General features: G+C 42.5%; 22 protein-coding genes. 14 read left to right on the top strand and 8 right to left on the bottom strand.

Annotated features, from left to right (window positions below; genetic code table 11):
* Positions 1-72: 72 nt before the first annotated feature.
* From MKY20_RS01975 to plsY, 3 genes are all read right to left on the bottom strand, one after another.
* On the bottom strand, positions 73-1,098 hold the full coding sequence (locus tag MKY20_RS01975; protein ID WP_009335952.1) for an STAS domain-containing protein: 1,026 nt from the start codon (positions 1,096-1,098) through the stop codon (positions 73-75).
* 109 nt (positions 1,099-1,207) lie between these two features.
* Positions 1,208-1,867 (bottom strand): DUF421 domain-containing protein, encoded by a 660-nt coding sequence (locus MKY20_RS01970; RefSeq protein ID WP_019380112.1) that lies wholly within the window; start codon positions 1,865-1,867, stop codon positions 1,208-1,210.
* 104 nt (positions 1,868-1,971) lie between these two features.
* Positions 1,972-2,598: a glycerol-3-phosphate 1-O-acyltransferase PlsY gene (plsY, locus tag MKY20_RS01965; protein WP_009335950.1), complete on the bottom strand. Its 627-nt coding sequence runs from the start codon at positions 2,596-2,598 to the stop codon at positions 1,972-1,974.
* A gap of 396 nt (positions 2,599-2,994) precedes the next feature.
* Here plsY and MKY20_RS01960 point away from each other — a divergent pair, with 396 nt between their 5' ends.
* From MKY20_RS01960 to MKY20_RS01935, 6 genes are all read left to right on the top strand, one after another.
* On the top strand, positions 2,995-3,354 hold the full coding sequence (locus tag MKY20_RS01960) for a hypothetical protein (protein WP_251175364.1): 360 nt from the start codon (positions 2,995-2,997) through the stop codon (positions 3,352-3,354).
* 126 nt (positions 3,355-3,480) lie between these two features.
* On the top strand, positions 3,481-3,738 hold the full coding sequence (locus MKY20_RS01955; RefSeq protein ID WP_251175363.1) for a hypothetical protein: 258 nt from the start codon (positions 3,481-3,483) through the stop codon (positions 3,736-3,738).
* A gap of 59 nt (positions 3,739-3,797) precedes the next feature.
* Positions 3,798-4,415 (top strand): TetR/AcrR family transcriptional regulator, encoded by a 618-nt coding sequence (locus tag MKY20_RS01950; protein ID WP_217027456.1) that lies wholly within the window; start codon positions 3,798-3,800, stop codon positions 4,413-4,415.
* A 254-nt stretch (positions 4,416-4,669) separates the two neighbouring features.
* Entirely contained in the window at positions 4,670-5,605 is a 936-nt protein-coding gene (locus MKY20_RS01945; RefSeq protein WP_251175362.1) for a diacylglycerol kinase, read from the top strand.
* Positions 5,606-5,901: 296 nt separating this feature from the next.
* Positions 5,902-7,281: a 23S rRNA (uracil(1939)-C(5))-methyltransferase RlmD gene (gene rlmD / locus MKY20_RS01940; RefSeq protein ID WP_251175361.1), complete on the top strand. Its 1,380-nt coding sequence runs from the start codon at positions 5,902-5,904 to the stop codon at positions 7,279-7,281.
* A gap of 105 nt (positions 7,282-7,386) precedes the next feature.
* On the top strand, positions 7,387-8,850 hold the full coding sequence (locus tag MKY20_RS01935) for a PAS domain-containing sensor histidine kinase (protein WP_009335944.1): 1,464 nt from the start codon (positions 7,387-7,389) through the stop codon (positions 8,848-8,850).
* Between the two features lie 83 nt (positions 8,851-8,933).
* Here MKY20_RS01935 and MKY20_RS01930 read toward each other — a convergent pair whose 3' ends face one another.
* Positions 8,934-10,850, bottom strand: a complete 1,917-nt coding sequence (locus MKY20_RS01930) for an alkaline phosphatase family protein (protein WP_019380108.1) — start codon at positions 10,848-10,850, stop codon at positions 8,934-8,936.
* 287 nt (positions 10,851-11,137) lie between these two features.
* Between MKY20_RS01930 and MKY20_RS01925 the strand changes: the two genes are divergently transcribed.
* The 3 genes from MKY20_RS01925 to MKY20_RS01915 all read left to right on the top strand — a co-directional run bounded on the left by MKY20_RS01925 (position 11,138) and on the right by MKY20_RS01915 (position 14,445).
* On the top strand, positions 11,138-12,241 hold the full coding sequence (locus tag MKY20_RS01925) for an SH3 domain-containing protein (protein ID WP_251175360.1): 1,104 nt from the start codon (positions 11,138-11,140) through the stop codon (positions 12,239-12,241).
* Between the two features lie 384 nt (positions 12,242-12,625).
* Entirely contained in the window at positions 12,626-13,282 is a 657-nt protein-coding gene (locus MKY20_RS01920) for a 5-bromo-4-chloroindolyl phosphate hydrolysis family protein (RefSeq protein WP_009335941.1), read from the top strand.
* Entirely contained in the window at positions 13,279-14,445 is a 1,167-nt protein-coding gene (locus MKY20_RS01915; RefSeq protein WP_251175359.1) for a toxic anion resistance protein, read from the top strand. The genes MKY20_RS01920 and MKY20_RS01915 overlap by 4 nt, the downstream gene beginning before the upstream one ends.
* A gap of 59 nt (positions 14,446-14,504) precedes the next feature.
* Here MKY20_RS01915 and MKY20_RS01910 read toward each other — a convergent pair whose 3' ends face one another.
* Positions 14,505-16,163, bottom strand: coding sequence for a PAS domain-containing sensor histidine kinase (locus MKY20_RS01910; RefSeq protein ID WP_009335939.1), 1,659 nt, complete (start codon positions 16,161-16,163; stop codon positions 14,505-14,507).
* 206 nt (positions 16,164-16,369) lie between these two features.
* Between MKY20_RS01910 and MKY20_RS01905 the strand changes: the two genes are divergently transcribed.
* From MKY20_RS01905 to MKY20_RS01885, 5 genes are all read left to right on the top strand, one after another.
* A complete protein-coding gene (locus MKY20_RS01905) occupies positions 16,370-16,600 on the top strand; it encodes an excisionase family DNA-binding protein (RefSeq protein WP_009335938.1) in 231 nt (76 codons plus the stop codon).
* 92 nt (positions 16,601-16,692) lie between these two features.
* Complete coding sequence (locus MKY20_RS01900) at positions 16,693-17,253, top strand: FAD-dependent oxidoreductase (protein ID WP_251175358.1); 561 nt, start codon at positions 16,693-16,695, stop codon at positions 17,251-17,253.
* A 202-nt stretch (positions 17,254-17,455) separates the two neighbouring features.
* The gene (locus MKY20_RS01895; RefSeq protein ID WP_251175357.1) at positions 17,456-18,856 is read left to right on the top strand and encodes a M28 family peptidase; all 1,401 of its coding nucleotides are present in this window, start codon (positions 17,456-17,458) and stop codon (positions 18,854-18,856) included.
* Between the two features lie 231 nt (positions 18,857-19,087).
* The gene (locus MKY20_RS01890) at positions 19,088-20,011 is read left to right on the top strand and encodes a DMT family transporter (RefSeq protein WP_033196474.1); all 924 of its coding nucleotides are present in this window, start codon (positions 19,088-19,090) and stop codon (positions 20,009-20,011) included.
* 114 nt (positions 20,012-20,125) lie between these two features.
* Positions 20,126-20,803, top strand: a complete 678-nt coding sequence (locus MKY20_RS01885; RefSeq protein ID WP_009335934.1) for a DUF421 domain-containing protein — start codon at positions 20,126-20,128, stop codon at positions 20,801-20,803.
* Between the two features lie 29 nt (positions 20,804-20,832).
* Here the strand turns inward: MKY20_RS01885 and MKY20_RS01880 are convergent, their stop codons facing one another.
* The 3 genes from MKY20_RS01880 to MKY20_RS01870 form a co-directional block, all read right to left on the bottom strand.
* The gene (locus MKY20_RS01880; protein ID WP_071156475.1) at positions 20,833-21,795 is read right to left on the bottom strand and encodes a D-2-hydroxyacid dehydrogenase; all 963 of its coding nucleotides are present in this window, start codon (positions 21,793-21,795) and stop codon (positions 20,833-20,835) included.
* A 176-nt stretch (positions 21,796-21,971) separates the two neighbouring features.
* On the bottom strand, positions 21,972-22,319 hold the full coding sequence (locus MKY20_RS01875) for a hypothetical protein (RefSeq protein ID WP_009335932.1): 348 nt from the start codon (positions 22,317-22,319) through the stop codon (positions 21,972-21,974).
* A gap of 239 nt (positions 22,320-22,558) precedes the next feature.
* Positions 22,559-23,377 carry an MBL fold metallo-hydrolase gene (locus MKY20_RS01870; RefSeq protein ID WP_226280802.1) on the bottom strand — a complete coding sequence of 273 codons (819 nt, stop codon included), beginning with the start codon at positions 23,375-23,377 and terminating at the stop codon, positions 22,559-22,561.
* Between the last annotated feature and the right edge of the window lie 50 nt (positions 23,378-23,427).

Here is a 23,427-nt window from a genome sequence, read left to right as displayed (position 1 = left end):
CGATACAGATAATTTGTACACATTTAACTCAAAAAAGCTGACTTCCCAATGAGGAGTCAGCTTTTTCCGTTATTAAAAGATTTTCCTGCCTTTTTTGGACAGTGCATAATAAATACCGTGCTGCAGGTTTGTGAAGCAGTTAAATTTAGAAAGGTTAAAATTAGTTTCCGTAATCTTTGTGCCAAGTTCTGGTGAAATGCCAACCAGAATGGTTTCGGTGCCAATCAGGTTAGCTGCAGCGGCCAACTTGCTTAAGAATTCGACAGTGTAGGAGCTGATGGACTGATTTAACCCGGTTAAGTCCAGGATCAGACAATCTGCCTGGTGCTTCGGAAGACTGTGGAGAGTTTTATCCACGAGTTCTTCAGAGCGGAATTCATCGTATCTTCCCAATAGAGGGACAACAACGATTCCATCCAGGACTGGAATAACCGGTGAAGAGATTTCTTTAACAAGCTGCTTTAATTCAATCGTCCGGTCCTCCACTAATTTTTCAAGCTCGCTGATTTTTTTTGATTCCTCGCGCCTTGCCAAAGCGTGTATATTTTCCTCAACAGTAACGCTTGAAGGGAAGTAATCCAGCTCTGTATAATCCTGTCCGGCCAACTGGTCAGCTGCTTTTTTATACCAAAGGCTTGTGCCAAACACAGCGGAAAAGATTCCTGCAAAATGTCCCGGCAGGAATGTTCCAGACTCGTTTTTCCCTTGTTCTTTGTTAATCTTATATTCCCAGCTGTCAATTGCTCTGACCCTGGCGGTTTTCGCAGCGGGATCTAAATCAGTGATTATGAATTTCCCCCAGCCAGCAGAAGCATATATTCTGGGTATGATATTAGCCACTTCTTCTATCGGAAGTTTTAAATCCTTGAAGAATTCCCCTACTACCATTCCCTGCCTGAAGCCGGTGGTCTCAAGTACAAGGCTGGATGTTTCTTTTCCAGAGATCTCTTCAATCGTATCGAAGAAGCTTTTCATGGCAGATTTTATCCAAAATAGGACCGCATCATCGCCTTCAAAATTAAACAGACCTTTTTCAAGGTCCCAATTAAAATCAAAACCATCAATTTTTGTTTCAAGCACTAGGCTATTTTCTGTCATACCATTACCCCCTGATATTGATATGTATAGTTAAGTAACTTTTTATTTGTCTAGTAAGTAACCAATGTTATATACCCTTAACTTCAAACCTTAAACCTATTTTAGAATATTATCTGCGTCTATTTATATTCAATTTTTTTGACTTTTCATTTACATAAGCGTACATAATATCTTTCTCATTCAAATTGTTTTGCCGCAGCTGCTCTAAAAGCCAATCTTTAGTCTGTCCCAGCAGCTCGAGATTACGCGCCTGAATCCTCCCATCCACAATAACCGCAATAGGGAGGCCCTCATCCTGAATGGAGATATTTAAATGTTCGACGGTAACAGGCGTATTGGCCACTTTCGGTATGATGCTCACTTCACCGATAGGCTCAAGAATGGCGTAATCCACATCCGCAATTTTTGGATAGCCTTTGCTTCTTAGGATAGACAGCAGCTGAGTCATGGAAAGGTGGGATTTTTCCAGATTGTCTTCCAGGATTTCACCGTTTTTAATCAGCATTGTCGGTTCCCCAAGAAAAAATCGGTTGCCAATTTGGTTTAAAGTCAAATAGGAAAAGAGAATATGAAGGCCTACAAGAATCGCCAATGCTGCTAATGTCGGCCAGTATTCTGTGCTAATAAGAGGCTCAGAGGCAACTGTACCAACAATAATGATGGCGACGAGGTCGTAAGGAGTCATCTGGATAATTGTCGACTTGCCCATCAGTCTCATAATCATGATTGTGATTAAGTAAAGACTTAATATTTTTAAGATCAAAAACATATAGAAGCTCCTTTGACTGCACTTTTATTCAAAGGATTTGCTTAATGAACGGCTTTCATGTGAGAAATAATAAAAAAAGCCCGAATGCAGGATCCGGGCTTCGATTAGGCTCGTTTTTTTTGGTCTCTTGGAGGGATGCGGTCATTTTTCAGGCGCTTATCATTGATTTTAGGCTCATTTTTATCAATGAAGTTTTTAATATTCGAACGGTGAAGGAAAATCAAAAATAATAGGAAAATAGAAAAGATAAGTTCATGTTCAGTGCCTTCGGTAAATAAGGAATAGATAAGTAAAGATGCACCCACCGATAAAGAGCCAAAAAATACATACTTCGTTCTGTAAATGACTGCGACAAAACAAATGTAGGCGATCAAAAACATCCATATATTTGCTAAAAGCAATACACCTGCCGTGGTTGCAATGGCTTTTCCTCCGCGGAATCCTGCAAAGATCGGAAAGCAGTGGCCTGCTACTGCAACCATCCCAGCCATTAACGGATCGGTCTCAGCGTTCAGGATGACAGGCAATGCTGCAGCTGCTGCTCCCTTGCCCACATCCACCAGCAGAACCACGATAGCTGCTTTTTTGCCCAGTACCCTTAGTGTGTTAGTCGCACCAGGATTATTGCTGCCATGATCACGGATGTCGATCCCAAAGGCATATTTGCCGATCAATAAGGCTGTAGGAATTGATCCTATCAGGTACGCTGCCAAGTAAATAAGAAATGTCATCGTAACCATCCTTTTTCAATCAATATATTCAATAATGGTTTAGAGTTGTCCATTATTTAAAAATATGTTCACTGCCCTCCTCTTTGAAGTCATCGCTTACAGTTTACCATATAATGGTTTTGTTCGAAGCGGGAAATTAATCATTATTTTAATATTAAGCGATGAAAAAATATGGAAATAAAAGCTTTTTAGGGGAGATTTTTATAAAAAATGTATTGAATTATTCAATTCTCTCGATTATGATTGTTTCGGCACTCAAAAAGAAAGAATGTAATCCGAATAGATATAAGGGAAGCTGATATAACCCAGGATTTATTCGATCGGCAATACCCAGCAGGATATTCTCATGCTCCTGAACGCTACGCTGTCAGGAACATTGGAAGGAGATGATTTTTCATGGATCATTTTTCATTGGAAGAATGGCGGAAATATGTGAAAAATGTGCTGTCAGAACCAGAACGTGAACTCTATGAAGATCATCTCTATATATGTGATCAATGCCTGGAAGTATACCTCGAAGCAATGGACGAGGAGGAAAATTCCCTGCCGGAAATGCCGGGGGAAGATGAATTTACCAATCTTGTTATGGCTCAAATTACAGGAGGATTTTCGGAAGAAGCGGACAAGGAACACAAAGAACTTCCCAATAAAGAATCCTGGTTTGAGCGCTGGTTTCCCATTGCATTTGCCTGCTTTATGCTGATTGGGGGATTAGTAACAATGTACCGGGATAAAAACCAAATAGATCAGGATTAACTCTTAACGGACAGTTAGGAGTTTTTTTGTGTACGAAAAGTTTGAAAATTCATTTAAAAATCCTTACAATAAAAAGACTAATCAGTTTATTTTAAAAGATAAGAATATGCTTGGGGAGTGAGAAATATGGGAAGAAGGCGGGTTCCGGAGGAGATGCAAAAAAAGAGCAAGAGCGTCCATCTTGAGCAATGGATCTGGGACTTGGCAGCGCAGATGCAGCCATGCCGTTCAGCAGCTATCAGAGATTTATTTCTCGCTAAAGTGAAAGAAGACCTGGTAATGGCCGGATTGGCGGAGAAAAATACAGAAATCACGAGTGAACATGCCAGCCTTTATATAGAAGAAGTTCTGAAAAGAAGTGACATCAGTCAAAAGTGCTGCTGATGTTTAATGCGTTGGAATAATTTTCTCAGAGACTAAACAAATACAATGGAGGGACAGACTTGTCACCTATCGTATCAGAGGAATATAAGCGGAAGAAAAAGAAAGAGATCCTGGCGGGTGCATTGGCCTGCTTTGCCAAAAAGGGATTTCAGGCAGCGACCATTGATGACATTGTCGCTTATTCAGGAATCAGCAAGGGAGCTATCTATAATTATTTTAAAAGCAAGGAAGAAATCTATCTGGAGCTTTTGAATGATCAGACAGAATCAGCTAATGCAAGACTTGCAGAGAACATTTCCATGTTCTCTTCTGCGGAAGAGAAACTGGAATATCTTTTTGATTTGTATAGGGATATGAGCCCATTCAGCCAGGAACGAAAAGATAGAATTACTATACAGCTGGAATTTACGCTGCATTCCTCCAGAGATGAGAACTTGAATCGAATTCTGAACGAGCGAGGAAAGAAGTTCTTTTTGAAATTGATAACAGACATTATGGAGGAAGGGCAGGCTGCCGGGGAATTCCGTCCGGATGCAGATCCAAGCCATGTATCGGGATTATTCTGGACTTTTATGGACGGGGCAATGCTTCATAGGGTAATTAATGAAGAGTATCCATATAAATCCATTATTGACTATGTTAAGAGCCTTGTTTTGAAGGACCTGAAACAGGAATAATGCTCAATTGCATCCTGCTTAATGTGATTTCAGTTACATCTCCAAGAAATATAACTTAATTACGATACTTTTTTGCCTAATGAGGGTATAATTCATTTGTGCATCTGACCACTTGTGAAAATAGCGGGAAGTGAATAGAATAGAAACGGATGGCAGTGAATAATTGCTAAGCCGTGGACTATTCGCTATGATGTAAAAAGATGGAATAATATATAAGGATTAAGTTTAGATATTTCAATAATAGGATGATGGCTATGAAAAGAGCAAGAATTATTTATAATCCGACTTCAGGCCGGGAAATTTTTAAAAGACATTTAGCAGAGGTTCTGCAAAAGCTGGAGAGTGCAGGATATGAAACCTCATGCCATGCCACCACAGGTGAAGGAGATGCGATTAAAGCTGCACGGGCAGCTGTTGAACGCCGCTTCGATCTGGTTATTGCAGCAGGCGGCGACGGTACGATTAACGAGGTGGTAAACGGACTCGCTGAACAGGATTACCGTCCTCGCCTCGGCATTATTCCAACGGGCACAACCAATGATTTTGCCCGTGCGCTCCATATTCCAAGAGATGTGGATGCGGCTGCTGAAATCATTGTAAAAGGAGATACCATACCTGTCGATATTGGCCGCATAAATGATAAATATTTTATTAATATTGCTGGTGGCGGAAGGCTGACAGAGCTGACTTACGAGGTGCCAAGCAAGCTGAAAACCATGATTGGCCAGCTTGCCTATTATCTAAAGGGAATTGAAATGCTTCCTTCCATCCGTTCAACCGAAGTAAGCATCGAGTTTGACGGGAAAATCTTTGAAGGTGAAGTTATGCTTTTCCTTGTCGGCCTGACAAATTCAGTCGGCGGTTTTGAAAAGCTGGCGCCGGATTCCTGTATAAATGACGGGCTATTCTCTCTGCTGATATTAAAGAAAACCAATCTTGCTGATTTTATCCGGATCGCGACAATGGCTGTCCGGGGTGAGCATGTAAAAGATCCGAACGTCATCTATACACAGGCAAACCGCATCAAAGTACAGTCCAATGAAAAAGTCCAGCTCAATCTGGACGGTGAATTTGGCGGGCTGCTTCCTGCTGAATTCGTAAACCTGTACAGGCATTTGGAAGTATTTGTCCCAATTGATCAGATTCGTGAAGAAGACCGCCCGACCGATTGGGAAAGTTCCCGCGAATAATAGGAAGTCCGCTCTCTTACAGGGCGGGCTTTTATTTTGCAAAACACATGAATTTGTGAACGATGCAATTAGAATAGTATTACTGCAATTAGAAGGGTGATTCTGCAAACAGACAGGGTAAGCTTACAAATAGACTGGAAAATATGCTAATAGAGTGGAGGGTTTTTCAAATAGGCATGATAAAGGGTATACAGGTTCAAAATCCGCACCATATCTATTTCGTATTCACCCCTTTTTTGTGATACAATCTGTCTAGTCAAATAGGTCACGGAATTAAGCTGAAAAGGAAGAAAATGATGAGCAGAACATTACCGGTTCAAAAAAATGATTATATAGATGTTATATTTGAGGATTTGACCCATGAAGGGGCAGGAGTTGCAAAGGTGGATGGTTATCCTCTATTTGTTCCGGATGGGCTTCCCGGTGAGAGAGCAAAGGTAAAAGTGATTAAGGTGAATAAGGGATATGGCTTTGGGCGCCTGATCGAGACATATGAAAGAAGCCCATACCGAGTAGAAGCTCCCTGCCCGATTTATAAGGAGTGCGGCGGATGTCAGCTGCAGCACCTGAGCTATGAAGGCCAGCTTCTCGCCAAGGAAAAACAGGTCAGAGATGTTCTGGAAAGAATCGGAAAACTTGAGGGCGTCAAGGTGCATCCGGTTCTCGGCATGAAGGACCCTTGGCGTTACAGAAATAAAGCGCAGGTTCCGATTGGCGAGCAGGAGGGCGGCCTGATCGGCGGATTTTACCAGCAGCGTACCCACCAGATCATCGATATGAAGGAATGTCTCATCCAGCAGGAAAAAAATGATGAGGTTGTACAAAAGGTAAAGGAAATTTGCGGACGCTATGGTGTCCGTGCTTATGATGAAGGCAGGCATAAAGGCGAGCTCCGCCACGTGATGGCGCGCTATGGGCTTGTGACAGGCGAAGTGATGATTGTCCTTGTCACAAGGACGAACGAGCTCCCGCATAAGCAAAGGATTGTGGAAGAGATTGCATCAAGCATTGAAGGTGTTAAATCCATCGTCCATAATGTGAATCCCAGGAAGACGAATGTGATCATGGGAGATGTCACACGAGTCCTCTGGGGTGAAGAAGTGATCTATGATTTTATTGGCGATATCAAATTTGCGATTTCCGCCCGCTCCTTTTATCAGGTGAACCCGGAGCAAACGAAAGTTTTATATGATAAAGCACTGGAATATGCGAATTTGAGCGGAGAAGAACAGGTTATCGATGCGTACTGCGGAATTGGCACCATTTCTCTTTTTCTGGCACAGAAAGCAAAAGAAGTGTTCGGCGTTGAAATCGTGCCGGAAGCCATTGAGGATGCGAAGCGGAATGCTGATTTAAATGGCATGACAAATGCTTCATTTGCAGTCGGGAAAGCAGAAGAAGTAATCCCTGACTGGTATAAAAAGGGGAACACCGCAGATGTGCTTGTCGTTGACCCGCCGCGAAAAGGCTGTGATGAAGCTCTGCTGAAAACCATTTTAAGCATGAAGCCAAAGAAAGTCGTCTATGTATCCTGCAACCCGGGAACGCTTGCAAGGGATCTTCGTATTCTGGAGGATGGCGGATACAGGACAATCGAAGTGCAGCCGGTGGACATGTTCCCTCAGACTATGCATTGTGAAGCAGTCGCTGGATTAGAATGGAAAGAGGGCAGCTGACCTATTGGGAAGCTGCTTTTTTAGGTTCTCTCAAGAATTCCCCTGCTTTTTTTCTTATAATTCTGTAAAATATAGTTTATAGAGTTATTAAATGGGGTGAGCTAATTGGTCAATGATTTCCCGATACTTGGCAATGATGGTGAGTCGATTTATTCCAATCCTGATGAATTACTCGATTTGTTCCTGAACTGCACTGCAGATGGGGTTGCCATCATTGATATGGAGAACCGTTTTATAAGGGTAAATCATATGTATACGGTGATTTTTGGCTATACCGAAGCGCAAGTTATTGGCAGAAAGTTTACCGAGTTTCAGAACCCTGAAGAAGTGAAGGAGATTATAAAACTGGTCAAGCTTGGGAAAGTATACAGCAATGTGATCACACAGCGCTATCATCAGGATGGTTCGGTTCTGGATATATCGGTTTCGTATTCTCCCTTCAGAAATTCCAAGGGCAAAATCATCGCCGTTTTGGCTATCTTCCGGGATATGACAGAGTTTAAAAGCATGGAGAGGGAATTAAGAAAAACCAGGGAACTGTACGATTTGATTACGATGAATACGACAGATATGATCAAAGTATTCACAAAGGATCAAACGTTGATCTATGCATCCCCATCTCATGGAAAAGTTTTGGGTTATTCGCCGGTGCAGCTTGTTGGGAAGACCTGCGGCACTGTCATAAACTCTGAGGAAGAGAGAGAAAAGTTTAGCAAGGTATGTCAAAAGCTGCTGGAAACGGGTGAGCCTCAGCTGCTTGAAACAAAGATGGATACCATTAATGGCGAAATCGTTTTCGTTGAGGCAAGCATTTCTCCTATATTAAACGATAAAGGAGAGATTGAATTATTTGTGGCAGTAGGCAGAAACATAACAGACAGAGTTAATAATGATGCGGCTTTGCGTAATTTGGACCGCCTTTCCATTATCGGACAGCTTGCAGCAGGGGTTGCACACGAGATCAGAAATCCGCTGACCTCTTTAAAAGGTTTCTCAAAACTGCTCCAATCCAGCGTTAATCAGGAAAAACAGGATGATTATTTATCCATTATTATGGAAGAGCTTGATCGGATTGATATCATTGTCAATGAGTTCATGTCCCTGGCAAAACCCCAGGCAATTGAGTTTGAGAAAGGGAGCTTAATGTCCATTCTTGAAAGTACGATTAATGTACTTCATCCGCAGGCACTGCTTCACAATGTTCAAATCCATCTCAATCATTTTGAGAATGATATCATGCTATTATGCTCACCTCCCCAGCTGAAGCAAGTGTTTGTCAACTTTTTAAAAAATGCGATTGAAGCTATGCCAAATGGCGGAAATGTATATATTAGTGCTGAAAGAATAGAGAGCAGACGTGTAAGGATTGCTTTTGAAGATGAAGGAGCAGGCATTGATGGTGAAATGCTGAAGTATCTTGGGACCCCTTTTTATACGACAAAAGATAAAGGAATCGGTTTGGGGCTCACAGTCAGCAATAAGATTATTCAGGAGCATCAAGGTTTGATGGCCATTGAAAGTGTTATAGGCAAAGGCACTACGGTGATGGTGGAATTGGATTGTATATAGTGTGTACAGCTCATCTCTTTAGGGGTGGGTTTTTTATTTTCAAAAATAAAATACTGCCTTGCAGCACATGCAAGGCAGTATTTTTAATCTAAAGCATCTTTTAGAACTTCACCCTCCAAGAAGTCCGGAGCTGGTATGTCCAGCAGCTTATAGACAGTTGGGGCAATATCCAGTGTGGTAATCGAGCTAATCCGGTGTTCCTTTTTAAAAGAAGGGCCGTGTGCAAAGAAAACGGCCCTGAGTTCTTTCCGATCAGGATTGCCTCCGTGGCTGCCGAGTTCAATGGCCGGCATATGGGGGCTTGTTAGGCTGCTGCCCATCATATAGCCCCTTGAGCCAAGCAGCAAAATGTCTCCCTGGTTAGGATGCTTATTCTCTTTTTTATTTCCATAGGCAATTTGATAAGGTTTTTCTTCCTTTCTAAAAAGGTAATGGAAAAATTGCTTCGCTGCTTGATTAAAATGGCTGACCTGCCCTTGCACAATGGAATCACCTGCTTCACCTAAATACCCCTTAAGGACTTTCGTCTGGAATTTCGGCTTGATTTTATACTCGCTAAAGAGTTTCTCTACTTGGTCTGCTGCCTTTTCCTTCTCTTTCTTAGTGAGGTTCTCATTCAGATAAATTTGTGCAGCTGACCCGCTGGCCACAGCCATTGCTTTGGAGTACTCCTCATCCACTTTGCCTTTATTATCTGTCTTTAAGAGGCCGGCTTCTTTCAAAAGAGTGTTTGGGGCAAGGATGGTGTGAACTGGCTCCATGCCGTGGTCGGATACAACAAGAAGGTGGTCTTCTCCGCTAAGGCTATCCATCGTCTGTCCAACGACATTATCGGAAAGCTTGTATGCCCATTCAATGTATTTTTTATGTTTTTGAGAATTTTCCTCTGAATACCCAGGCTGCCGTGGATCTGTCAGCAGAAAGTGATGTGATTCATGATCTATTTGAGGTGTATAAAACATCAGCAAATCCGGCTGGTATTCTTCTTTAATATAAAGAGACACATCAGTTGCCCAGCTGACAAAACGTGAACTGATTTCTTCGTACTCTTCTCTAGTAATCCACTTTTTTTCAAAGGCCTTTGTATCATCCTGAACGGGAAAAAAGCCGAATTTTGAAAGCAGCTCCTCTTCAAATCCGTCGGGACCTTCAATGAGGGCTGACGTAACGGCCGTCCGGTAAATGCTTGCTTTCTCAAGGCCAGGGTCAATTTTCAGCTTAAACCAGAATCCTGCAGATTCGCCATCAGCTTCGACAGGAATTGACCCCCATTCGTTGGCATTGACAATGACATCTTTGGGGTCTGCCGAACGATTTTCCGAAAAAATGAAGCGGTTATAGTTGGTCTTTCCATCATCTGAAGTGTCTAAAGCCAGTATATAAATTTCTTTATTCTTTGCTTTTTTTAATGGCAGCTTCAATATAGCTTCCTTTAAAGGGCTAAAGCTGCTTTCTTTGTGCTTCCAGCTCTCTGCTTTTTTGAACTGAAGCTTATCCAGGGAACTCTCTGCCCAGGTTTCGCCATAATAAACTGCGTAATCAGCCTGTGTTCCTGCACTGGGGTTTGATCCGGGAAACAGCACTGTGGCAGTTGTTTTGCCATTTTTTTTTGCCTCTGCCCAAAGCGGGCTTTTATCGAGCGGCTGATGGAAGGCGCTTTCTCCATTTGCCAATTCTTTTTGGGGATCCTGCCACTTATTGCTGACCATGCCGGTTTCCGACGGGGCAGCTCCTGATGCAATTGCCGCATGTGATGGGGCGGTCAGCGATGGGGTTACGGTTTTGGAGTCCTTGGCGGCTACTCCATTCTTCATGAGTGCTTTAATGTGGGGAAGCTTGCCTTTCTTTACATACTCTTTTGTCAGGTCATTTCTCATTCCATCAAATGAAATCAGCACAACCTTGTTTTCCTGTTCAACCCGATCCTCTGCATATCCAGAGGAAGGAAATACAATCGCTCCTATAAAAAAAATAATTATATAAAAATAGTACTTATTCATTATGTTTCCTCCAAGGTGTAAGTAAATTGGTACAAGAGCATATTCCCTGTATTTCTTATAAATAAACAAAAAATCGTCTTTCTGCTGCTAGGGGCACTTAATTGAATGGCAGGAAGAAGGAAGATATGCAGATGCCAAATATACTGACTCCCCCATATTAGCTGATTCAATAGAATCAATAATATTTTTCCAGTCCCAAAAAGGTAGACTGGGAGTTTCCGAATCGATATTTTTAGAGTAGTCTGCAAAATTCGACAGAAATAAATTAAGGATATGGAGGAAAGTATATGGCAATTATAAAAAGTTCATATGGAAAAAGAGCTTTATTAAAAGGGACTGCTGCTGCAGCTATTTTTGCAGGAGGAATCATGTCACCAATAATTCCAGGCTTTTCAAACGAGGCAGTGGCAGAAGCGGCTTCCTATACTTACACAGTGGATGCAACCAGTCTGAATGTCCGTTCAGGCCCCGGAACAAATTACGATCGGATCGGCAGTCTTCCCCAAGGCAGCAGTATACAAGCAATTGAACGCCTTGCCAGCGGCTGGTATAAAATTAACTATAATGGAAAAACAGGCTATGTCAGCGGCCAATACGTCAAAACAAATGAAAAACTTTACCGGGTGGATGCAACATCATTAAATGTCCGAAAAGGTCCGGGATTAAATTACAGCAGTGTCGGCCTTTTAAAAAACGGATCATTATTAATTGTCATACATAAGGAAAGCAACGGCTGGTATAAAATTTCCTACAACGGCAGCACAGGGTATGTAAGCGGTGATTATGTGACAGCTGGTGATCCCCGTCAAGCAAGGATCAATGTACCGCTCATTGCCCAGCGGCCGGAGCTGCCAAGCGGATGTGAAGTAACTTCTCTTGCCATGGCATTGAAATTTTATGGAGTGAATGTAAGCAAAACAACACTTGCAAAAGAAATGCCATATGACTCAACCAAGCTGGTAAGAAATGCGGATGGTTCTATTAAAACCTGGGGGGATCCTGATGTCGGGTTTGTCGGAACACCTTTTGGCAACGGCCATACGATAAACCCGGGACCGCTGAAAAAGCTGCTTGATCAGTATCGTCGAGGCGGTGTAAATCTGACCGGAAAAGATTTTTCAGAAATAGAAAAGGCTGTTTCAGAGGGTAATCCTGTTTTGGCATGGTTTACAATCAGCCATGAAATGCCGAATAATAGAAGCTGGAAAACGCCTGCCGGCAAAACGATCAGTGCACCGACACCATTGCACTGCATTGTCGTAACCGGTGTGGATGCAGATTATGTTTACTTTAATGACAGTGAAGCAGTTCAGAAAGATGTGAAAATGCCTAAGGAGAAGTTCATTAAGATCTACGATGCCATGGGCAAGCGTGCATTGGCTGTAAAATAGCCAGAAAGCATCTGCGGGAAATTTCCGCAGGTGCTTTTTTTGCAGGGAAATATACGTCTCAGGTCTTAGCAAGGATTACTTTTGTGGTCTATGGCGGGCAATCGTGTTATTTTGTATCGTATAACTTGAGAAGTTTTTTAAAAGTGTTTTAATAGATTTAAGGATGTACGCCATTTTTTGCTTTATAGCTCGCACCTGCCCCCTTGAGGGGTCCGGTGGTGGGAACCAAGTCAAAGCCTCCTTGGATGTTCTTCGCAAGAACAAGCGGAGTTGACTTGTTCCGAAGGTGCTCGCGATTTTCTTGCTGAAATATGTCTGTGGATGAAACTTTAGGTTTATAAATAACGTATAAATAAGTAGGACTATGAGTAGGAGTCGATAAATATGAATTCCTTTTTAGCATTTGCTTTTCGTTTGCTGACGGCTGTTCCTTTGTCTGTCAGCGTTTGGCTGGCTAGTTACTTTGCATTCGGGCAAACTTTCATTTTGTCAGGGATATATGGAGCCGGAGCCGGGCTTCTTACTTATTGGGCAGGGGGATTGATTCAGCGCCGCCGCTTTTTGAAAAAGCATGGATTGACGAAAAGGGAATACCAATACATTAAGCGAAATCTTGATGAGGCGCGCCGCAAGATAACCCGTTTGCATAAAGCGATGTTCTCGATTCGGCATTTCCCGACGCTGAAGCAGAGGATGGAGTTCATGAGGGTGACGAGAAGGATTTACAGACTGACCAGGAGTGAGCCGAAACGTTTTTACCAGGCCGAGAAGTTTTACTTTTCTCATCTGGATTCCGCAGTGGAGCTGGCGGAAAAGTATGTCTTTCTGTCTTCCCAGCCGAGAAAATCCCGTGAACTGGATCAGTCCCTCCAGGAGACCAGACGTACACTCGATGCACTTACCCATCATGTGGAGGAAGATCTTCACAGGGTTATAGCTGAAGATATTGATCAGCTTCATCTTGAAATTGATGTTGCCAAGAATTCGATTGAGAAGATAAAAGATTCAAGAATTCATGATGAAAGCAGGAGATTAAAATGACTGAAGATAAACCGTCCCTGTTAAAAAACACTAATTTATTGGATGATCTGATGGCAGATCCTTTTGGGGAAAAGCAGGATGCAGCTCCCTCGCCATTGCAATCGGAAAAGCGGACAAGGCTGATCGATGTGATTCCGGAAGAAAACCGGGAAAAAGCCTATCAGCTTGCAAAGCAAATCGATCCTGCCAATCACCAGGCGATGATCTCATACGGAACACCGGCTCAATCAAAGCTGCTGACGTTTTCTCATACAATGCTTGAGCATGTTCAGAAAAAAGATGTTGGTGAAGTGGGAACAATCATCAATGATCTGATGAAGAAATTCAATGATGTGAATCCGGATGAGCTGAAGCCGGAGAAATCAACCTTTTTTGCGCGTATGTTTGGAAAGATATCCGGCTCTGTTCAGGAGGTCTTATCCAAATACCAAAAAACAGGTGCTCAGATTGACCGCATCAGCGTCAAACTGGAAAGAAGCAAGAATGCACTTCTTTCCGACATTGTCATGTTAGATAAGCTATACGAAAATAATAAAGAGTATTTTCATGCTTTAAATGTATATATTGCAGCAGGTGAACTGAAGCTTGAAGAGCTTCATGAAAAGACGATTCCCGAGCTGAAGAAGAAGGCAGAAGAGTCGAATGACCAGATGAAGTTCCAGGAAGTGAACGATATGATGCAGTTTGCCGACCGCCTGGATAAGCGCCTTTATGACTTGAAGCTTAGCCGTGAAATAACGATTCAAAGCGCACCGCAGATCCGCCTTATACAGAATACCAATCAGGCATTGGTTGAGAAAATTCAGTCATCCATCATGACGGCTATCCCGCTTTGGAAAAACCAGGTGGCCATCGCCTTGACACTGCTTCGCCAGCGCCATGCTGTCGAAGCCCAGAAGAAGGTCTCGAAAACAACTAATGATCTTCTTTTGAAAAATGCCGAAATGCTGAAAATGAATACAATTGAAACAGCACGTGAGAATGAGCGGGGCCTTGTCGACATTGAAACGTTAAAGAAAACACAGGAGAACCTGATTTCCACTCTTGAAGAAACCCTTAGAATCCAGGAGGAGGGCCGCCATAAACGCCGGCAGGCAGAACACGACCTGGCCAATATGGAAAATGATTTGAGGCAGAAGCTGCTGGAGATTAAGGGGAAATAGCAGGGTTAAAAAAGAGCGATGTACAATCAAACGTTTGATTGAACATCGCTCTTTACTGTTTAAACTGTTAATCCAGCCTCAGGGGCAGATGTATTTTTTCTTACTGGCAGCTTGATGACAGCTTCTGTTCCTTTCCCTTTTTTACTATTGAAATAAATGGAACCATTATGGGATTGGACAATTTTGAAACTGACTGTAAGTCCGAGGCCAGTTCCTTTCTCCTTGGATGAATAGAAAGGTTCACCAATCCTGTTAAGGCGTTCTTCCGACATGCCGCAGCCATTATCCTTAACCAGGATAGTCAGCTGCCGGTCTTCCGCCTGCAGCGTAACCGTTACTTTACCGCCATCACTTGATGCTTCAATGGCATTTTTTATTATATTAATAAATAGCTGCTTTAGCTGATTTGGTTCACATTCAATCATATACACATCCGATTTTAATAGAAATTCGATCTGGACATTGTGCATGCTGGCTTCTGTTTTTAAAAGCGAAATGACATTAAAAAGGATTTTCTGAACATCCGCTTTTGTAAAACAAATATCCTGAGGCTTGGCAAGGAGCAGCAGCTCGCCGACAATATGGTTGATCCGGTCCAGCTCCTCCTGCATGATCTGATAATAGAATTGATGCTTTTCATCTTCCAGCTGCATGAGCTGCACGAAGCCTTTTAAAGATGTCAGCGGATTTCTGATTTCATGCGCCACACTGGCAGACAGCTCTCCAACCACAGAAAGCTTTTCGGTGCGGCGCAGTCTTTCTTCAGCTTGCCGCAGCTTTGTCACATCTTTTCCATAGCCGATGATTCCGGCAATTTGACCGTTCACAATGAGCGGAAGTGCGGTGCATTGGATAGTGAGCTTGCTGCCATTTTTATGATTGAACTCAAATTCGCAGGTTTTGGGCTGTTTATCCTTAAGGATGCCTTTAAAGCCTTTAATGGCCTTCATTTTATAAGGAGCTGGTATGATTTCATTAATGCTCTTACCCAATGTCTCATCAGGACTGTATCCTGTTACCGCTTTGAATTGGGGATTTACTTTCGTGATGGTGCCATGAAGGTCTGTCATAAAGACAATTTCAGTATTATATTCAAACAAGGATTTATATTGCTGCTGGCTTTCGGCAAGAAGCTTTTCCACATGCTTTCTTTCTGTAATATCTCTGCCGATTATGACGAGACCCTGACGGCTTCCATCTGCATGGAAGAGCGGTACCTTAATCGTATCAAACGTTTTTTCTGTTCCGTCCTGCAATGGGATGACTTCTTCCAGACGGGTAATTTTGCCGTTTTTCCAGGCTTCCTCATCTGATGTTTCACAGTAGCGCAGTGCGTCTGCATAAAAATCTGTGTACTCGGCCAGTTCAGAATCCCTTTTGCCTTTATAATCGACATTTTCAAGATTGAACAATTTGAGTCCAAATTCATTGGACTCGATCCAGCGGCCATGGCCGTCTTTGAAATTGACAAAATCCACCATGGAGTTAATTAAAGTGGAAAGACGTTTTTCATCTTCCCTTGAGGCAATAAGCTCATCTCTTTTGCCAATAAAATAATAGAGCAGCCAGCCTGTAACGATAATGTACAGAAACTCTTTTGCTCTAAAAAGGAAGCTGACAAGAGAAGAGGGCTCCAGCATATGCAAAAGGTAGTTCGTTCCGAATACCCAAATAAGGCTGATGATCACATATAAGCCCAATAACCATTTTTTATTCATTAGCTTATATTTCTCCTGTTCTCTATCTGGCTGAAAAAAGAGCTGGAATTCAGTCAAATAGTATTTTTTCGCTGTATAATAAAAGAATATAAGTTGCATATACAAATTATTTACAGTTTCTATTCTATATGATTTTAGTAGAGTCTTCTAGTGCCTAGAAAATAGTAAAACCATATTATAAGGGAATTAGAAAGGGAAGAACAAGCATGTATCTTACCATTAAAGAAACCGCAGAATATTTATCTTACCCTGAGTCATATGTAGAAAGCTTGATTCAGCAAAAGAAAATACGCGCCATTTATGATGGAGAACAGTATTTAATATATAAGGAACAATTTAGTGCCCATATAAAGCAGGTGGAAAAATACAGGGAGCTGGTGGAAGAAATACTAAATGAGCCGATACCGGAGGATCGGGATATCAAAGATGAAGATTAAATTGGACAATTTTCCTGAAATCACATTATTTTACAATTATTATTAAATTAGATAACATATAAGTAAATAATGTGTTGAAGGAGGAAGTATGGATGTTTGATATCTTAATTGTAGGTGCAGGCCCTGCTGGTGCAAGTGCTGCGCTATTTGCTGCAAAAGCGGGCAAGAAGGTAGTGGTTGTGGACAATGATAAAAGCATGACTAAACGTGCCTGGGTAGAAAATCATTATGGCCTTATGGAAATTACTGGACCGGAACTGATTGAAACAGGCAAAAAGCAAGCAGCTAAGTTTGGGGCAGAGATCGCAGAAGGAACTGTTGATAACATTGAAAAAGCTGAAGGAATTTTTACAATAACAGCAGGAGAAAAATCGTACTCAGCGAAGCATGTGATTTTAGCAGCTGGCGTATCTACTGATTTAGCAGAAAAAGCCGGTTTGAAGACTAAAGCAGGCACCGAGCCGCGCATTAAAACGGTTCTGGATGTAGATGCTGACGGCAAGACGAATGTCGATGGCATTTGGGCAGCCGGAACCGTTGCAGGAGTTAGCGTCCATACAATCATTACAGCTGGAGACGGTGCAAAAGTTGCAATTAACGTAATCAGTGAATTGAACGGCGAGCGCTATGTGGACCACGATATAATGAAATAAAGAAGGAAAGAAGGCGTACCTGGGGTGGGGCAGCCTTCTTTTTTTGTCTATTTTTCCTATTAGATATTTACTAATATTGACAATATACCCAAAATATAGATGATTGTACCTACTGTACTCTAGTATCTTGTACCCTTATAAGAGTTTTCGAAACATTATAAAATTTAATGAGCGGAATCTATTATTCTATTGGAGGTACTAGATGAGAAAACCAATTTTAAAAGTGGCATTAGCTTCGACTCTTATCTTTGGAGCTATTGGGACACAGGCAGTTTTTGCACATCCGTCAGACGTTAAACAGACTCAGCCTGTAAATGTATTCGACAAGAAGGTAGTCAATCAAATTAATGCAGAGAATATCTATAATAATATTGATTATCTTTCACAAACCCCGCGTGTAGCCGGTACGGAATCGGAGTATAACGCTGTTCAGTATATTAAAAGCCAATTCGAATCCTATGGCTATGAAACAGAGATTCAGCCATTCACTTTTTATGGATATACTCCTCCGAGCAGTATGGAAGTGACTATTGATGGCTATGGAGGAGAACTGCAGCCAAGATCCTTTACCTATTCAGTCAATGGGGATGTGAGCGGGGAGCTGGCATTTGCTGGGCTAGGCACACAGGAAGAACTGGAACGCGTTGATCTCACAGGCAAAATTGCTCTTATCCAGCGCGGTTCCATTTCTTTTGCCGAGAAAGTTTTAAATGCAGCAGAAAAAGGGGCTGCCGGAGTAGTTATTTTTAATAATGCAGAGGGTCCATTAAGCGGTACGCTTGGAGCTCATAATGAAGAATATGTTCCGGCGTTAGCCCTGTCAAAAGCAGAAGGTGAGGCAATTCTTGCATTGCTGGAGAGCGGTGAAACTTTATCAGCATCCCTATCCATTGAAGGTGCGGATGCAGGAGAAAAGGTTTCCCACAACGTGATTGCCACAAAGAAACCAACCAACAATAAGAAAGCAAACGATGACATTATTGTGGTTGGGTCACACCATGATTCTGTAGCAGGGGCTCCTGGAGCGAATGATGATGCTTCCGGAACAGCGATGACATTAGAGCTGGCACGCGTATTCAAGGATATTCCGACAGATACGGAGATCCGCTTTGCAACATTCGGTGCAGAAGAGCTGGGATTGATTGGATCTTATCATTATGTTGACAGTCTTTCTGACGACGAAATCAGCAGAACCATTGCAAACTTTAATCTTGATATGGTGGGAAGCAAGGATGCAGGCGATTTAGTAATGATGACTTTGGATGGAGAAGAAAATCTTGTAACAGAACTTTCTCAAGCATCCAGTGAAAGGCTGAACGGTGAGCCGACCCCAGTATACCAGGGAGGCAGAAGTGACCATGTGCCTTTTGCCGAAGCAGGCATTGCAGCCGCGTTATTCATTCACAGCCCAACTGAACCATGGTACCACTCTCCAGAAGACACAATTGATAAAATCAGCAAAGAAAAGCTTCAGGATGTAGCGGAGGTTGTAGGTGCTGCCATTTATGATAAGGCGCGTTTTGATAACATGGGCCCTAAACCGAAAAAGCAGCATAAAATGAAAGCAGCACCTGAAATGGTTCACGAGTTAGATGTAAAATAAGCAGAAGAGCAGCCGTTCCTTTGATGGGAGGCTGCTCTTGCTATTATACAGCTGCTTTGCGCTTTTCACGGTTGTTCATCCACCGAAAAACCCTGGTATGCCAACAGTCCAGATGGGTGTTTTTCATGCCATCACTTTCATATTTAAAGCCTTAAAAAGTCATCTTCCCATTTGAAATATGATAAAATGATACAAATTATGAACTTGGATTTTCTGGAAAGAAGGATCGATGTGAAAAACATAAAAACATACATTCTCCTCATTTCCATCATGGCTTTATGGGGATTGAATGTGAGCATTATAAAAATTCTTGTCAGTTATTTTCCTCCGGTTTCGATTACTTCTTTGCGAATACTAACTGCGGGTATAACCGTATTTTTGATATTAAGCATAATGGGGAAAGTAAGAAAGCCGAGCCGGAAGGAAATCTCGTACATTGTATTTGGCGGCCTTTTAAGTGTTGTCAGCCACCATCTTTTTCTGGCTATAGGCTTAACGGGAACAAGTGCGGTGAATGGGGGGCTTATTCTAGGTGCAGGTCCGCTCTTAACAGCCATACTGTCTTCCATTCTGCTGCGCAATAAGCCTACAGGCATCCAGGTTCTGGGTTTTCTGCTTGGGGGTGCAGGCGTGACCTTTATTGTCCTTTCAGGAAATAAAGGGATATCGAGCTTAACTCCAGGAGATTTCTTTGTGTTCCTGTCCATTCTTTCACAGGCTCTTAGCTTCATTGTAATCAGCAAGGCTTCGAAAACGCTTGATCCGCGATTGCTGACAGGCTATATGCTGATTTTTGGAGGGGTGATCCTTTTTGTAATGGCCAGCATAATGGAACCCGGCGGACTTAAGGGTATAACCGAAGCCCCAGCCTATGTTTGGGCTGCATTTGCCGCATCTGCCGTATTGGCAACAGCTATCGGCCATATGGTTTATAACACAGCCATCCGTAATATTGGGCCTGCAGAAGCCAGTATATTTTTGAACCTGAATACCTTTTTCTCATTGGCAGGCTCAGCGTTCATTCTTGGTGAAGTAATTACTATAAACCATATGCTCGGGCTGGTTCTTATTGTGGGAGGTGTCATTTCAGGATCCGGAGCATTGGAGGAATTAGTATTCAGGAAGCGGAGAAAAGAAAATAGCCAGTATATGTAAAGTGGTCTCTTGACATAGGGATCACTTTTTTTTGCAAAAAGTGGAATAGGAGAAAAGGTGTATTCGAAGTCTGGTAAGGGGAATAGAGAGGATATAGAGAGAGGAGGAGCATTGATGTATTTATCAATAACAGTAAAAATGGCTGTTGGGCTAGTTGCCTTGTTAGCTGTTACCCGAATTCTTGGAAAGAAGGAGCTTTCACAGGTAACTCCGTTTGATTTTGTTTATGCGGTTGTTCTTGGAGGGATTATTGAGGAAACCATTTATGATGAAAAAATAACAACGCTGCAGGTGATCTATTCGGCTTTATTGTGGGGAGCATTTATTTACATTATTGAAATTCTGGCAAAAAAGAAAAATATATTCAGGGCGATTTTAAAGGGAAGGGAGTCGGTCCTTGTCAAGGATGGCAAGCTGAATGTGAAGGAGATGGAGAAAAACCATCTTGAAATGGAACAGCTGAGAACAATGCTGCGCCAAAAAGGAATATTCAGCATGAATGAAGTTAAATACGCTTACCTTGAGACCAATGGCGGCTTAAGTGTAATGAAATACCAAAAACAAGAGCCTGTCACTCCTGAATTGATGAAACTTGAGGTGAAGGAAAAGAAACCTTCAACTTTACTGATTGATGAAGGAGAAGTAGTGGAAGACGGCATTAAATTACTGGGGAAAGATGGGGATTGGCTGAGGGAGTCTATTAAAACGGAAGGCTACCATAATATCAAAGATATTTTCTGTGCAGAGTGGTCGGAAGAAGAAGGGTTTTATATCGTATCTTATAAAAAATGAGCCTTGCGAATGCTGCAAGGCTCTCTTTATTAATATCCCTTTTTATAATCTACCTGATTAATGCCGGGATTACCGCTGTTTATGTACTCTTTTAAATTAGGAATGAATATATCTTCAATCACACGCTTGGTATAGTATTCCGTCGATCCGGCAGTATGCGGGGTAATGATGACATTATCCTGTTCCCATAGCGGGCTGTCTTCAGAAAGCGGTTCTTTTTCAAATACATCCAGCCCTGCACCGGCAATCTGTCCGTTCTGCAGTGCGGCAATCAAATCTGTTTCTTTTACAATTTCACCCCGGCCGATATTGATGAAGAAAGCAGTGTCCTTCATGCGGGTAAACTGTTCGGCTCCGAATAGCTGCCGTGTTTCCTGTGTAAGCGGAAGTGTGACGACAACATAGTCACATCGAGGCAGCACATCGTTCAACTGGCTGGAAGTATACATTTCATCTATATACTCTTCAGGTTTTCCGGAGTGTCGAACCCCAATAACCTTCATACCGAATGCTTTGGCAATCCTGGCAGTTTCCTTCCCGATGGCTCCGGTGCCAATCATGCCGATGGTTTTATTGTGAATTTCAAGCTTCATTCCAGAATGGTGCCATACCTTAGCTTGCTGATTTTTTACATATGTATGGATTTTGCGGGTGAGCCCAAGCATTAATGCGAAAATCGTTTCTGAAATGGGGTTAGCATGTACGCCATTTGCGCTGGTAATCTGGATGCCCTGTGATTCCATTTCTGCCAGGGGCAGAGAATCGACCCCGGCACTCCAGGACTGGAACCAGCGAAGATTGCTGTTTCCCTCAAGGACCATCTCTTTTAGTTCCTTTTTCCAGCCGGCGATCACTTCGGCTTCTTTCAGCTCATTGTGCCAGTTTGCTGAATCTTTTCCGGATATGAGCTCCCAATCGGGGATGATTTCTTTAATTTTATCAATCTGTGAGGGTTCCAGATCATGTGTGACGATACAGGTTCTATTTGACATGTGTGTTCCTCCAAATTTTATTTTTTGAAAAGTCGGTAAATATATCATAGTCTATAAAACTATAAATGTGAACTTTTCGAATAAAATAGCTATCATAAGATAAATAAGTTTGTTGAGGTTGAGCGGTACGGAAACAAAAAGCCCCCGGGCGATGGACCCGGGGGCTTAATTATCTATTAAGAGGGCTGAAACCCTATTAATTTTGCTTTCTTATCAACGCCGAGTGTCTGTTTATCCGGGAAGGTAATGACAGAACTGATATAATCCCAGCGGATCAGAAAATGGGTGACGCAATCTTCTTCCTTCTGCTGTTCTTCTGGGATGTCGGTACCGTCTTCCTCTTTGACCATAGTGCGTTTGAAGCAAGGATTCTCAACCCATATTCCCATGCTTTCTGTTTTGATCAGTTTAACAAGGTACCATTCATCGGGCTGATAAATGCCTGTGATGGAGCCGACGAGATCATTTGGGAAGTTCTTGAATTTTATTTGAATTTTTTGTCCTGTAAAGTTTTCAAGATGCATATATGAACCTCCTGAACTATTAAAATTCGTTTTATTATACTCTTCCTTTTTTTGATTGTTTTAAACATCAAAAAAGCAAGATCCACCCGATTTGGTGAACCTCGCTTTTTTATTGTTTACCAGAAAATTAAAAAATCGCAACGTGTAAATAAGTTTGAGGATAAGTTTATTCACGGCTGGCTCACAGCGCCTGCCCCCTCGAGGTGTCAGGGGTGAGCGAGGCGCTTACACTTTTGTTTTTAGCCTTCCCCGTCTACATATTTTCCGTGATCAGGAACGGCAATTTCATCAAAATCATTTACGAGCTTGGCGAGGCTTTCCCTTAATACAGCAGCAGCCATTGGAATGCCATGACCGGTGATGGCGACATCTGGCTGAAGGGCTTCGAGTTTCTGTACGGAAGTCCGGGCAGAATCCCAATCAGTTGTGAGGTAGCGGGGCGGGCCGCTGATTTCCTGTTCCTGGGTGAGCACACTATATAAGGACTCCTGCTTCACTGTTACGAAAGCGTCACCTGCAATCAGCACGCGATCCGACTCCCTGAATAAGGAAACATGGCCGGGAGTATGACCTGGTGTGTGAATCCATATCCATCCTTCCATATGGGGAACATTTCCGTCTTCAGGGAAAGGCTGAATATGGGTATCGAGATCAATGCCTTCATGCGGAAAAGTGGGGGACATCTTTGCGACAAGTCCGCCTTCAACACTCGCGTCAGGTTTTGGGTAATCCTGCTGTCCTGTTAAGAATGGCATTTCGAGTGTATGAGCGTATACAGGAACTTGCCAGTGCTCAACTAAATCAATAATTGCACCAACATGGTCAAAGTGGCCATGTGTAAGAATAATGGCTTTCGGTCTTGCGTTCTCTCCAAAGAGTTCTTCCGCCGCATCCATAATTTTTTCTGCAGATTTTGGCATGCCTGCGTCAACCAGAACCCAGTCGCCGGGCTTTTCTGATATTCGCACAAAACAAACATTCACAATCTGAACTGTCAGGCAGTAGACTCCATCCGCTTCATTAACAATCATTCCGCTCGTGGAGGAAGTCATGGGCATATAGCGTTCAGTAGATGAACTTTCCTTCAAGGATATTACCTCCTTAGTAA

The organism is Cytobacillus sp. FSL W8-0315 (genome assembly GCF_038002905.1).
GTDB lineage: Bacteria > Bacillota > Bacilli > Bacillales > Cytobacillaceae > Cytobacillus > Cytobacillus pseudoceanisediminis.
The sequence above is the reverse complement of the archived record's forward strand: the minus strand, read 5'-3'. Positions and strand labels throughout refer to the sequence as shown.